This window comes from Spirochaetaceae bacterium, assembly GCA_009784515.1.
Taxonomy (GTDB): Bacteria; Spirochaetota; Spirochaetia; order WRBN01; family WRBN01; genus WRBN01.
On sequence record WRBN01000058.1, the window covers coordinates 1 to 12,466 of the forward strand.

Consider the following 12,466-nt stretch of genomic DNA (forward strand, 5'->3'; position numbering starts at 1 on the left):
CATTCGGTATTACCCGCAATTTCTTGCGGCTATCCCCATCTAAGCGGTAGATCACCCACGCGTTACTCACCCGTTCGCCACTCTCACCAAAGCAAGCTTTGGCTGCCGTTCGACTTGCATGCTTAAAACGCGTCGCTAGCGTTCGTTCTGAGCCAGGATCAAACTCTCCATGATTTATTTTATCTGTATTACTACAGACTTTTTCTCATAAAAGTTTGACAAAGTTTAATTAACGTATAATTAAATTTATCCAGCCCTTACTATTGACTATTGCTATAGCAAGAACTTATTACATAAGCCCTCGCACAAACGTATCTCTCTTTCCTTCCCTTATGACAGCCCACTAGCATCAGCAGCCGGCCGCCTTTCTCTTAAACTGTTACTCAGCTTTCCCTTTGTAACAACGCCGCCCTCAATCGCTCTCAGGCAACGAAAAGTACTTTAACATATCCTCAACCTTTTGTCAACCCCTTTCCAAAGTTTTTTAAGATTTTTTTGAATTTTTTGACCGAAAACGTACAAATGCTTTAATCAACCCAATTTATTAATGCGTGGTGCCGCCCACCGCCGTAATAGCCTCTTCATTAATAATACAGGCGCTAATGGCGGCTTCCAGCCCAACAGCTATTTGCTCTAAAGATAATGAAGGCATATTCATTTTATCTACCACCTGCTCGGTAATATAAGGCACATGGATAAAACCGCCGCGCATGCCCTTAAACTCGGGCATGGTAGCTAATTTATGCAGCAGACCGTACATTAAATGGTTGCACACAAAAGTACCCGCACTATTGGATACCGCCGCAGGCAGGCCAACCTCTTTAATGGCCTGCACCATAACTTTAATAGGCACGGTAGCAAAGTAAGCCGCCGCGCCGGTGGCCATAATAGGTTGGCTAATGGGTTGGTTGCCCGCGTTATCGGCAATGCCGGCGTCATCAAGGTTAATGGCCACGCGCTCTGGGGTAATGGCAAAACGGCCGCCTGCCTGCCCCACGCACAGCACCACTGCGGGCCTATGCAGCCGCATGGCCTCTTCCAGCAGGTTGACGGATTGCCCAAACACCACCGGCAGCTCCAGCTTAATAAGTTGATAACTTTCGGTTTTATCTTTTAATAACTTAACGGCCTCGTACGAGGGGTTGATGGCCTCGCCGCCAAAGGGGGTAAAGCCCGTAACTAAAACTTTTTGAAGGGTGCTTTCTTTTTTGGCGGCAGAGGCAGGCTTTTGAAAGGCTTGCGCAATTTTGCTGAATATGTTCATGGCTTTATTATACACCAAGAGCAAAAGTTGAACAAGTTTTATTTTACCCCTTCACTAAAAAACAGCTCCAAATAAAACAAAAAATTTAGCACAATTTTGTTTTATAAGTACTTGCCAGCATTTTTCACTAATGCTATAACGCTTATACTACAAATTTATTAAGGAGAAGTGATGAAAAGCAATCACAAAAATTTTAGTAAATGGGCGCTAGCTCTTGTATTGCGAGCGCTAGCGCGGCAGCCCGGCAATACCTATAGCTGGATAGTTAATTACTTGTTTTATATAACAATACTATTTGATGGCCACAGGTTAGCTTTCCTTACTAAAAAAGGTAATTTCCTGCTTAATGGCCTTTTCGAGGGCAAGCAACACCTGCGGTGCATCTTCTTTGGCTATTCTTAGCAAAATTTTTTCTTTAATGCCATCGTATTCATGGCTAATTACATTACGTAAATCGGTTATTTTACGCCAAACAATTTCAGGATATTTCTCTTGTATCTCAGCCCGCACTCGGTTAGCCGCCTCGCCAGCTATCTCAAAGGCGCGTTCCATGCTGCGCTGCTCTAATCTAAGCTGCCTCACATCTACCTCTTCACCTTGTTGCTGCTTATTACTCAGCATTTCGTATTGACTAGCGTAGTCGATAGCCTCATTAAGGCTCCATACCATATCCTTCATGTATTGGATATGGCGTTTATGTTTTTCTCTCATACGTAAATGGTATCCTCCAGTATTTCTTCCTTAAATTCTAGCCGTAAATTATCTTCAAGGTGTGAATCGGTTTTAATGCCAAAAAGGGCCTGAAACTCGTAGTTAATATCAATTAACTCAAGGCCAATATGGTCGGTGCTTTCGCAAAAATAAATAATATCAATATCACTCTCTGCCGTCTGTTCGCCGCGCGCATAGCTACCAAACACACCAATTTTATTGATAAGATATTTGCGTTTAAGCTCGGGCGCAGCGGCACGCAAGGTGGCCAAAATTTCTTCTAGGGTAAGCATACCCTCATTATACACCAAAAAGCACCAAAATTAAAGTCAAAATCACCGAAATTGCTTAAAAAACATGCGCAAATCTCCCTAAAGTTGTGCAACCAAATCGCAAAAAATTTCATTTAAACAAAATTTTTACGCACTCTTTACAGGCCGCGCAAAATGCTCTATAATGATAAGATGTCTAAACAAACCTATATCCGCAATTTTTGTATCATTGCCCATATCGATCACGGTAAAAGCACTCTTGCCGACCGCTTCATTCAAAAAACCGGCGTGGTTGACGAGCGCAACTTTACCCATAATCAATTACTCGATAACATGGATATTGAGCGCGAGCGCGGTATTACCATCAAGAGCCAAGCGGTGTGCATGAATTATACCGGTAAAGATGGGAATAATTACATTTTAAATTTGGTTGACACGCCGGGCCATGTTGATTTTAGTTACGAGGTAAGCCGCGCCATCAGCAGCTGCGAGGGCGCACTATTATTGGTTGACGCCACACAGGGCGTGGAAGCGCAGACGCTATCTAACCTCTTTTTGGCGATGGAGCACAATTTAACCATTATTCCTGTTATTAATGAGATGGACCTGCCCAGCGCCGACCTGCTGGAGGCCAAACGCCAAATAGAAGATGAATTGGGCTTAGACAGCGACCTTGCCGTACCGATTAGCGCCAAAACCGGTTTAGGGGTTGACGACCTTTTAGAGGCCATTATTCAGCAAATTCCACCACCAGCCGAAACTACCGATAAACCTTTACAAGCTAATATCTTTGATAGCCACTACGACCCTTACCGCGGGGTTATCATTCACATTCGGCTGTTTGGCGGTAAGATAGAGGTAGGCCAAACTATTCGGTTTATGAACGCCGCCGCCGAGTACAAGGTGGAAGAAGTTGGTCGTTTTAAGATTAAGCTGGAGCCTTGCCCCAGTCTTGAGGCCGGTGAGGTAGGTTATATCATTGCCGGTATTAAAAGCATTAGCGATGTGCGCGTAGGCGACACCGTTACCGATGCTAAAAATCCGTGCGCTCAGCCTCTTGATGGCTTTAAGCTGGTCAAACCCGTTGTTTTTTCTTCTATCTATCCGGTAGATACTAATCAACTCGAAGAATTAACCGATGCGATGGAGCGTTTAAAATTAAACGACGCTTCCTTAATTTACGAAAAGGATAGCAGCGCAGCCTTAGGTATGGGCTTTCGCTGCGGCTTTTTGGGCCTTCTTCACCTTGAAGTTACGCAGGAACGTATTGAGCGCGAAAGCGGCCTCAACGTTCTCCTCACCAGCCCCAGTGTGCAGTACCGCATTACCGACAAAAAAAACCAAGCGGTACTCATCGATAACCCTGCCCATTTCCCCGATCCGGGCAGCATTGCTAAAGCCGAAGAGCCTATCATTAAGGCACAAATTATTACCCCTACCGAATATATCGGGCCTATCCTCACCCTGTGTATGAACAAACGCGGTGTGCAAGATAATATGACTTACCTCGATAAAAAACGGGTAGAGCTGTGGTTTACTATGCCGCTGGCTGAAATTTTATTCGATTTTTACGATAAATTAAAGAGTATTAGCCGCGGCTATGCCAGCTTCGATTACGAAGAAGCCGGTTTTGCCGAGACCAATCTTGTTAAACTTGATATGCTTATTAATGGTGATATTGTAGACGCTTTAAGCCAGCTGGTACACCGTGATAGTGCGCAGGAGCGGGCGCGCGGTGTAGCCGAACGCCTTAAGGGGGAGATACCGCGCCAACAATTTAAAATTGCCATTCAAGGGGCCATTGGCGGCACCGTCATTGCCCGCGAAACCATTAGCGCCCTGCGTAAAGATGTTACCGCTAAGTGTTACGGCGGTGATATTACCCGTAAAAAGAAACTGCTGGAAAAGCAGAAGGAAGGTAAAAAACGTATGAAGATGATTGGTAATGTGGAATTACCGCAAAGTGCATTCTTGGCGGTGTTAAAAAGTGATGTAAAATAGGTGAAAAGTAAAAACTGAAAGGTGAAAGTTAAAAATTTTCTCCTTTCAGTTTTCACTTATTAAGGCTCTCGCTAAACCTAATGACCTTTAACCCTAACTCATCAGCCATTGCATAAGCCTCTGTAAAGTAACGGTTTAAATCTTTAGGCTGGTGGCTATCACTATTAATAATAACGCCGGCGCCTTCTTCGGCCGCAATGCGCCACAAGTTTTTAGCCGCTTCGTTATCGTAAAGGCCGTATCCCACATGGGCCGTGTTAAGCTCCAGCGGGATAGCCGCGCTAACGGCAGCCATTACAAAAATGCGCCACAGCTCGTAGTAGTTCTCTAACCTGTCTATAATAAGATTGTTGATAGCAAAACGATCGGGGTGGCCGATAAAGCTAAAACGTTTAGTAAGAACAGCCTCTGTTAGCAATATTAAATAATTAAAAACAGCCCCATCGTCGGGCAAGTCGTTTACCTCGTAACCTTCATTATAAAATAAAAAATGAATAACCCCAATGCAATAATCTAAGCGCTCTTTAAGTTCATCGTAATAGCCGTACAGTTTAGGGTTAATATCCATCTCGAGGCCGGTATAAATAGCTACTTGGCCATTTTCTTTAGCCTTATTTACCTCGTTAAGATAATCATTAAGCAAAGTAAAAGGCGGCCGGGCGCCGTTATAAAAACCTTCATAATCGTTATAACTTTCGGGATAAGGCACATGCTCGCTAAAACCAATGGCGGTAAAACCAAGCTGTTTAGCTTGCTTGATATAATCGGCTGCTTCACCAACGGCATGGCCGCAATAATGTAAATGAGTATGAAAATTTTCTTTTATCATAATTTTATTATTTATCCCTTAAAGCTGTAACTCCTTAAGGCAAAAACGATCGCTCCGGTGCAAAGGCGCTTTCTTGCCGATTTACCCCACTACTATAAGCTGTAATGGTAAAGTAATATAGCTGGCCCGGTGTAAGCCCTTCTAAAAAGAATCGGGTAGTATTACCCACATCGATGGGCGAAGAATCAAAAGCCGCTTCGCCAAAGTAATCGCCGGGCGCCGTACCAAAATAAATTTTATAACCGGCCACATCACCCACCAATAAAGGCTGCCAAGTAATGAATACACCGTTATCTTGCCGGGTAAAACTTACGGCTCCGGGACGTGGCGGCGGCGGGATAACCTCACGCAGCACAATAAAATCGTGCAAGATGGGCGAGCTGGCGGCGGCGTTACCGGCAAAAAAATCTACTCTAAATTGTACATAACGCTCACTTTGTAAACGATAGTTAATAGCAGGGTTATATTGTTGCCACGCAAGGCTGTCATCAAAACCGACCCTAAAATCATCAAAACGTACAAAAACCCTAAATTGCGAGGCATTGGGCGTATCGCCTATAATATTTATGCCTTGCAAAAGCATACCATCTAAATCGATAATATCTGTTAATAGTGAGCCTTGCCCACTAAAGCGGCTAAAATTAAGATTGCCTACATAATGCGGGTAAATGACAAAGTTATCGAGATAACCGGCGAAACCACCCACCGCTATGCGGCGGTTAGCCGCACGGTGCCACGATAATTCGTAACGCTGGGCGCTTTCGCGGCCGGCGCTATTGGCATAGGCCACATTAACCACAGCCCCATTGTCTAACAACTCTATCATCGCTAAGCTATCGGTATAACGCAACGTATGCCGCCGCCAACTATTAACCATTAATGGGCTGCCGGCCACCTCAAAGGTTAAAGGCTGGCCGTAAACCGAAAGAAAAAGATTTTCAAAACGCCACACCAGCCGGCCCTCGCTGATAAAAGCGGTAGCTTGCTGTTCTAGGGTACGGCCATTTAAAATAATATCGGCACGGTAAGTAAAAAGCTCTTCATTTTCGGCCAGCCGCATCGGGTAAAACCAAAAATCGATGACAAAATCACCGCTCTGCTGAGTAAAGAGCGAGCCGGCCAACGGCTCTAAAACTAAAGCATTATTGCCATGAAAAGCCGCCGCAAAAGAACCCACCCGGCTAAGGTTATTGCTGCGTTTGGCCGGATTAGCCAGTAAACGGTAAGGAAAGTTTTGCCACTCATTATCTTCCTCAAAGGTTAAAGCAAGGTTAGCGCTGTAGCTAAGCGGGCTGCTTAAAGAAAGGCGGCGGCTGTTATCGGCTAGTGTTCTAAAAGTTAAATTATGTAAAGTTACATTATCCCAAGCCATACCGTTTTGGCTTACCGAATAATTATCGGCCAATAAAGGATTAGCTATGCTTAACGCTAAAGACAAAGCAACCAGCAAAACAAATTTCATAGAGTAATTATCGGTTAGTTACCGGCAAAAATTAAGGGCAAACCTCCAACTAAGTAGCGCTATCTATAGTGGATTGACTATACTTATACGGTCTGCCTACTTGGTGAGGTAAACATTTTAAAAAGCAATCCATCGCTACTAAGGCCAAGTTCGGCCATAACTTCTTTAGCTACTGTTTGTGATTGTACCAAAGCTTTAAAAATTTCAAATAAAAAATTAAGGTTATTTTCTTGTATAGCTCCTTCAATAAAAGCCAAATATTCTTCTTTTGTGCTAATTAATTCAGCCAAATCATAGTCGCTTATTTCAAAATCGTCTTCAGTTAAATTAAGCTCTTCAAGCATTTTTTCTCGTATCATTAGGTTAATCCTCATTCTTAGCCAATTCTTTAGCCCTTTCAATGTCATGTGGTTGCGAAGTTTTGTTGCCGCCCAACAATAAAATAATAATTTTATTACCTTTTTGTTGATAGTAAACTCTGTAAGCTGGGCCGTAATGAATACGTAGTTCGTAAACACTTCCGTCTATATGCTTTGTATCACACTGTTTACCACACCGCAGGTTGTTAATATGGGAAGCTATAAGCCGTTTACCTACTATATCATTAAGCTTTTTAAACCATTTCACATAAGCTTTGGTGTATTTTAGCTCATTCACCATTACAGTATAGCCTAAAAAATGCATTTTGCCTAGAGTTTTACTGGTGTAAATTGGGGCTTTGATAAGGCTGATAATAAAAATAAGGGGACTTACCCCCTTATTTTTAAATTTTCACCTTTCAATTACAAGGCCTACCGGCCGGTTAGTAATGGCGGCCGGTCTTAAAGTGCTACCTCTTATATAGATAGTTGTTAAGTTTGAGTTACCGCTTACATTAAGGTTTTGCAGCCTTGTATGGCGTATATCTAGGCTGGTAAGTTGGTTATCTTCTACCCTAAGATTTACCAAACGGTTATTGCTGCCCGTGTTTAAAATTAAGTTGGTAAGCCGGTTCCCATCTACATGTAAAATAGCCAAAGCCGTATTATTTTGTACATTTAAAGTAGTTAGCTGATTATCACCTGCCAAGAGGCGGCCCAATGCCCCATTATTACTTACATTTAAAGCGGTAAGCCTATTACCCGTTACATCAAGAGATTGCAACCGAGTGTTATTACTTACATTTAAGCTGATTAGCCGGTTATTATCCACCCTAAGCCAAGTTAAAGCCGTATTGTTACTTACATCTAAGCCGGTAAGCAAATTATTTTGCAGCCAAAGATGAGTGAGAGCGGTATTATGGCTTATATCTAAACTCGTTATTTGGCTGTTGTAGGCGGTGCGCCCCGTATTATACAAACTAAGCCAAGTTAAAACCCTATTATTACTTACATCTAAAGTAGTTAAACTGCTGTCAACTACCTGAATATATTCTAAGGCCGCCGCCCCGCTTACATTTAAACTGGTAAGCAAATTACCGCCGGTATAAAGATGAGTTAAAGCGGTATTTTGGCTTACATCTAACGCTGTAAGCTGGTTATCGTGTATCATTAACTGAGTTACCCCAGTTAAATACTCGATACCGCCGGCATTGCGGATACCTTTGCCGGATACATTAAAAACAGGCTGACCTTCCCTTAGCTCTATAAACATAGAGCCCTCCCGGCGCATATGGCCGTCAAAAGAAGCTAAAAAAGCCTCCCAACGATTGAGCCTGCTCCCTTGAATACTGGCCAAACTGTTAAGCAAAGCTTCGCCGGTTAAGTTGGCTTGCCGGCGGCCTAAACTTTTAGCTACTTCACGGCGTAAAGCTCTATCGGGGAAAAGGCCGCTCAAGGTAACACTGCCGCTCTCGGCCGGGCCGCTAGCATAACTATAAACTGCAGCGCTCAAAACTAAAGCTGCTATCAACCACAATTTAATATATTTAGCCATAAGTTATCCTCTCATTTTTTAACTTTGTTTGGTTTTTAATTATACCAAATTCGGTATATTATCTTTTTTATTCTTATAGTATACCTTGTTACCGCCAAAATTACCACCGATAAAGTTACCGGCAGCCTTAACTTTAATTTAAAAACTGCCGAAATAGCTAATAAGTAGTAAAGGAGATTTTAATTTAGTGAACCGTGTATCTTCTAATATGGAGCATAGTAACTTTCTCCACTTTAACCGCCATAACGAATTAGCACGTAACCGCGTGCAAGACCAAATGTCTACCCAATACCGTATTAATCGGCTGCGCGAAGACCCGGCAGCGGCGGCTCAATCGATGCGTTTTCAAAGTAAAGCTACTCGTCTAGAGCGTTACAGCCATAATATAGATAACACCATCAACTACTTTTCGGTGGTAGAGGGGAATATGGCCCAAGCTACCGAAATACTACAGCGTATCCGCGAGCTTACCGTACAGGGGGCCAACGGCACTTATACCCAAGAAGAAACCCGCTATATGGCGATGGAGGTAAACCAGCTGCTCGAAGAGCTGCTGATGGTAGGCAACAGCCGCGATGGAAACGGCCTTGCCCTTTTTGCCGGTACGCATACTAACGGCGAAGCCTTTAGGGGCGTGCGCACCAACGTAGCCGGCAGCCCTATCCCGCTGCTCTCCAACGTAGAATATTTAGGCAACAGCGACAGCCGTTTAATGCAATACGGCGATGGTTTTACCATCGAAACCCAATTTAGCGGCAACCGTGTTTTTTGGGCCGAAAACCAAAGACTGATGGGGGCTAACAGTGTTGCCGGTTTTGTGGTGCAGCAAGACAGCTCTATCATTATTAACGGCCAAGAAGTTAATCTTAATGCCGGCGATTCTATCCATACGGTGATAAACCGCATCAATAACTCCGAAACGGCTGTTAGAGCCTCGCTCGACCCGGTTTTTAACCGTTTAGTGCTTACCACGACTGAACCTCACCAGCTATCGTTAAGTGATGGTGTCGGCAGCGTTTTTAACGATTTAGGCATAATCGATGGCCCTAACAACTTTGCCGATGGCGTTATTAGCTACGGCGGCAGTATGTTTGATATGATTATTGCCGCCCGCGATGCTATGCTTAACGGCGACCAAGAGGCTTTAAGCGGCCGTATCTTAGGCGGGCTCGATTTAGCCTTTACTAACCTTAACAATGTACGGGCCGATTTAGGCAGCCGCGAAAACCGCCTAGCTATGGCAAACAACCGGCTTGGCCACGAAACTTTAAGTTACATTAGGTGGGATAACAGCCTGCGCGGCCTTAACTTTGCCGAAGCCGCTACCGAACTTAGCCACATTAATACCGTATTACAGGCCACTTATAGTATGGCCAGCAATATTTTACAACCAACTTTAATGGATTTTTTAAGATAAAATGAAAATTAACAGCAAAGCTTACGGCCCTATCGAGGTAAACAAAGAGTGTATTTTTAACTTTTCGCAAGGGATACCGCCCTTTTATAATTTAAAAAAATGGGCTTTGTTCGAGGCTAAACAAAAACCTTTTTATATTTTACAAAGCCTAGATGATGAACAAATTGCCTTTTTTTTACTTTCCCCTTTATTGTTTGAAGAAAACTATAAAGTAGAGGCTGCTTTAAGCGACCTTACCCGCTTAAAAATTAACGACATTAACCAAAGCCTGTGTTTAGCTATTGTTAATATCCCCACCGGTAAAGCCCACGAATTAACGGCTAACTTACAAGCTCCCGTTATCTTTAATGAAGAAACACAGCTGGCTAACCAATGTATTAGCACCAACCCTAATTGGCAAATCCGCCATAACTTGCTCGCTAGGGCGGCCAGTTAATGCTTATTTTATCGCGCAAAAAAAATGAACGCATAATTATTAACGATATTATTAGCATAAGTATTATTGAGATTAAAGGCGACCAAGTAAAGCTAGGTATTGAAGCCCCCGAATATGTTAAGGTGTTTAGGCACGAAATTTACGAGGCTATCCTCGAGGAAAACGCTAAAGCGGTAGCGAGCGAGGCCGTAATATTACCCGAATTAAAAATTAAAAATTAAAAAAATCTACTCTTTAATTCTTACTTATTAATTCTTTCCAGCCGCTTCGCCAATTTAGTTAATTTACCAATTTGCTCACTGTAACCCAGCTCTATCATTTTGTTAATGTACCCGGTACTAAAATCTACCGCCCGTAAAACATTGCCAATTTTACTGCTAGGCACCAACTCTAAAAACTCGGCCTCACCGTAATATTCTTCGCTTACCCTTTCGCGCCACATAAGCGGCGAGGTAATAATAATGTCGCAATTTTCATTAAGCAGCGGCTTAATGGGTAAATTTTCTACCACCCCGCCGTCAAGATAATACCTGCCGCCAATCTGTTGCGGATTAAACACCGAAGGAATAGCCGAACTGGCCAGCAAAATACTTTTTATTTGCGCCGTGCTTAAATTATTTAAAAAAAAGTAATCTAAAGTTTTCATATCGATGTGCGCCGCTGTGGCATAACATTTAACGGGGCCGCTAAAGCTATCGTCCTGCAAATATTTATCGAGTAAAACTTTTAAGTAATCGGCGCTAAATAAAGAGGCATCTATTAATTTTTCGTCATTAACATTTGGGCTATCACGCAGTAAAAACTTACGTAAAATATCCAACGAATTGGCCAGCTCTGTCAAACTTATTTGGTTTTTTAACTGCATTAAATGCACGGCTTCACTTTGCCAAACCTTTAAGGCCAGCTGATAGTTGGCCTTTAAAAAAAAGAGCATATTAAGCGAACCCACCGAACAGCCCGAAATAACTTTAATATATTTAATTAAGCCGGTTTCGATAAAAGCGCATAAGATGCCAACTTGGTAAGCCCCCATTGCCCCGCCGCCGGCTAAAGATAAACCTAATTTTAACACTTTTATCCCCCTATAAAAAGCCGCCGGCAAGTTGGTCAATTAATGTTGCCAACAGCTGCTCGCTCTCGCCCCGAGTTAAAGGCAGGTAAAAATAAACCCGATTGCCAAGCGCTTCATTTTCTAGCTTATGCCACAGGCTATCGGGGTTAAAGGAAAGGCGCATCGTTCTAAATAAAGTGTTTAGCAAACGGGCATTAAGAGCCGATGGACTTTCGATAAAACCCCACAGTTGATAACGGCCGGAAGTAGTTACAAATAATTGGTTGATAGCGGCAGCAACATTATCGCTATCGCTTAAGGTAAGCAGCAGGCCGCCATCGATGGGCAGTGGTAAGCTAAAATTTAACAGCCCCAGCAAATTAGCAAATTGCGGACTATAAAGGGTAAGAGCATTATGAGTTAGGGCATTAACGACATCGCCGGGCAAAAAACTAGCCGGCGGCGGGTTTTGTCTTTGGCTTAAAGCCACCACCGAGCCGGTACTAACAAAGATATGGTTACTTTGCGGCAGGCTAATCTCGATAAAACGACTTTGCCAGCTGCCATCACCCTCGTTAATGGGCTGCCAACCTCTATCACGCTGCAACTGCCGCTCGATAAACCCTTTAGGAAACGAACCATTAAGGTAACCGTTAAGCGAGCTATCTTGGTAAAACCCGGCCCAGTTGGTGCGGTTTAACAACGTAAAAATAAAATCGGTATGAGAGCCTACCGTTAGCCGCCGTGCCCCGCGCAAAGGCAAAGCGCTTGGGTTAAGGCCGGCATATAGCTGGGCATTGGGGGCAAAAAAGGTATTTATAGTGGCTCGCGCCCTATTATCCATCGTGGCACAGCCGGCCATAAAAAACATAATGAATATTGATAAAAGCTTTTTCATTATTTAATAAATATATAGGAAGATAGGAGAAAGGTCAAGCGATTAATCTTTCCAGCAATGCTACAATAGCATAGAGCAATACCCAACATTTGCTTGCTAAAAGCTTTAAAGTAAGCTATACTATAACTATGAGCGAAGTTTTACAACGGCAATATTACACCATAGAAGATTACGACAACTTGCCCGATGACGGCCAAAGATACGAGCTTGA

Annotated in this window: 14 protein-coding genes and 1 rRNA gene; 4 read left to right on the forward strand and 11 right to left on the reverse strand. The window is 43.2% G+C overall.

Features of this window, described 5'->3' with window-relative positions:
• From FWE37_06890 to FWE37_06905, 4 genes are all read right to left on the reverse strand, one after another.
• Positions 1-174, reverse strand: a 16S ribosomal RNA gene (locus FWE37_06890); the annotation flags it as partial.
• 370 nt (positions 175-544) lie between these two features.
• On the reverse strand, positions 545-1,264 hold the full coding sequence (pcp, locus tag FWE37_06895; protein ID MCL2520707.1) for a pyroglutamyl-peptidase I: 720 nt from the start codon (positions 1,262-1,264) through the stop codon (positions 545-547).
• A gap of 309 nt (positions 1,265-1,573) precedes the next feature.
• Complete coding sequence (locus tag FWE37_06900) at positions 1,574-1,975, reverse strand: DUF86 domain-containing protein (protein MCL2520708.1); 402 nt, start codon at positions 1,973-1,975, stop codon at positions 1,574-1,576.
• Positions 1,972-2,283, reverse strand: a complete 312-nt coding sequence (locus FWE37_06905) for a nucleotidyltransferase family protein (protein MCL2520709.1) — start codon at positions 2,281-2,283, stop codon at positions 1,972-1,974. Before FWE37_06905 ends, FWE37_06900 begins: the two co-directional genes overlap by 4 nt.
• A 138-nt stretch (positions 2,284-2,421) precedes the next feature.
• On the opposite strand from FWE37_06905, the gene lepA reads away from it, so the two are divergent.
• On the forward strand, positions 2,422-4,248 hold the full coding sequence (gene lepA / locus FWE37_06910; protein ID MCL2520710.1) for a translation elongation factor 4: 1,827 nt from the start codon (positions 2,422-2,424) through the stop codon (positions 4,246-4,248).
• A 52-nt stretch (positions 4,249-4,300) separates the two neighbouring features.
• On the opposite strand, the gene FWE37_06915 is transcribed toward lepA, so the two are convergent.
• The 5 genes from FWE37_06915 to FWE37_06935 all read right to left on the reverse strand — a co-directional run bounded on the left by FWE37_06915 (position 4,301) and on the right by FWE37_06935 (position 8,453).
• Positions 4,301-5,077: a PHP domain-containing protein gene (locus tag FWE37_06915; protein ID MCL2520711.1), complete on the reverse strand. Its 777-nt coding sequence runs from the start codon at positions 5,075-5,077 to the stop codon at positions 4,301-4,303.
• A 34-nt stretch (positions 5,078-5,111) separates the two neighbouring features.
• Complete coding sequence (locus FWE37_06920; GenBank protein ID MCL2520712.1) at positions 5,112-6,539, reverse strand: fibronectin type III domain-containing protein; 1,428 nt, start codon at positions 6,537-6,539, stop codon at positions 5,112-5,114.
• An 83-nt stretch (positions 6,540-6,622) separates the two neighbouring features.
• Positions 6,623-6,898, reverse strand: coding sequence for a hypothetical protein (locus FWE37_06925; GenBank protein MCL2520713.1), 276 nt, complete (start codon positions 6,896-6,898; stop codon positions 6,623-6,625).
• A gap of 4 nt (positions 6,899-6,902) precedes the next feature.
• Positions 6,903-7,196: a type II toxin-antitoxin system RelE/ParE family toxin gene (locus FWE37_06930; protein ID MCL2520714.1), complete on the reverse strand. Its 294-nt coding sequence runs from the start codon at positions 7,194-7,196 to the stop codon at positions 6,903-6,905.
• A gap of 114 nt (positions 7,197-7,310) precedes the next feature.
• A complete protein-coding gene (locus tag FWE37_06935; protein MCL2520715.1) occupies positions 7,311-8,453 on the reverse strand; it encodes a hypothetical protein in 1,143 nt (380 codons plus the stop codon).
• Positions 8,454-8,640: 187 nt separating this feature from the next.
• Between FWE37_06935 and FWE37_06940 the strand changes: the two genes are divergently transcribed.
• From FWE37_06940 to csrA, 3 genes are read left to right on the forward strand one after another with little or no spacing between them, the layout of a single operon-like run.
• Positions 8,641-9,870, forward strand: a complete 1,230-nt coding sequence (locus FWE37_06940; GenBank protein ID MCL2520716.1) for a flagellar hook-associated protein 3 — start codon at positions 8,641-8,643, stop codon at positions 9,868-9,870.
• Position 9,871: 1 nt separating this feature from the next.
• Positions 9,872-10,306 carry a flagellar assembly protein FliW gene (fliW, locus tag FWE37_06945; GenBank protein MCL2520717.1) on the forward strand — a complete coding sequence of 145 codons (435 nt, stop codon included), beginning with the start codon at positions 9,872-9,874 and terminating at the stop codon, positions 10,304-10,306.
• The gene (gene csrA, locus FWE37_06950) at positions 10,306-10,527 is read left to right on the forward strand and encodes a carbon storage regulator CsrA (protein ID MCL2520718.1); all 222 of its coding nucleotides are present in this window, start codon (positions 10,306-10,308) and stop codon (positions 10,525-10,527) included. Before fliW ends, csrA begins: the two co-directional genes overlap by 1 nt.
• 20 nt (positions 10,528-10,547) lie before the next feature.
• Here csrA and FWE37_06955 read toward each other — a convergent pair whose 3' ends face one another.
• Both FWE37_06955 and FWE37_06960 read right to left on the reverse strand, forming a co-directional pair.
• Complete coding sequence (locus FWE37_06955) at positions 10,548-11,378, reverse strand: patatin-like phospholipase family protein (GenBank protein ID MCL2520719.1); 831 nt, start codon at positions 11,376-11,378, stop codon at positions 10,548-10,550.
• Between the two features lie 10 nt (positions 11,379-11,388).
• Positions 11,389-12,255 carry a hypothetical protein gene (locus FWE37_06960; protein MCL2520720.1) on the reverse strand — a complete coding sequence of 289 codons (867 nt, stop codon included), beginning with the start codon at positions 12,253-12,255 and terminating at the stop codon, positions 11,389-11,391.
• Between the last annotated feature and the right edge of the window lie 211 nt (positions 12,256-12,466).

Coding starts and splice junctions, on each gene's coding strand:
- FWE37_06915 (MCL2520711.1), bottom strand. CDS start 5,077: ATGATAAAAGAAAATTTTCATACTCATTTACATTATTGCGGCCATGCC.
- pcp (MCL2520707.1), bottom strand. CDS start 1,264: ATGAACATATTCAGCAAAATTGCGCAAGCCTTTCAAAAGCCTGCCTCT.
- fliW (MCL2520717.1), top strand. CDS start 9,872: ATGAAAATTAACAGCAAAGCTTACGGCCCTATCGAGGTAAACAAAGAG.
- FWE37_06920 (MCL2520712.1), bottom strand. CDS start 6,539: ATGAAATTTGTTTTGCTGGTTGCTTTGTCTTTAGCGTTAAGCATAGCT.
- FWE37_06960 (MCL2520720.1), bottom strand. CDS start 12,255: ATGAAAAAGCTTTTATCAATATTCATTATGTTTTTTATGGCCGGCTGT.
- FWE37_06935 (MCL2520715.1), bottom strand. CDS start 8,453: ATGGCTAAATATATTAAATTGTGGTTGATAGCAGCTTTAGTTTTGAGC.
- csrA (MCL2520718.1), top strand. CDS start 10,306: ATGCTTATTTTATCGCGCAAAAAAAATGAACGCATAATTATTAACGAT.
- FWE37_06900 (MCL2520708.1), bottom strand. CDS start 1,975: ATGAGAGAAAAACATAAACGCCATATCCAATACATGAAGGATATGGTA.
- FWE37_06925 (MCL2520713.1), bottom strand. CDS start 6,898: ATGATACGAGAAAAAATGCTTGAAGAGCTTAATTTAACTGAAGACGAT.
- lepA (MCL2520710.1), top strand. CDS start 2,422: ATGCTCTATAATGATAAGATGTCTAAACAAACCTATATCCGCAATTTT.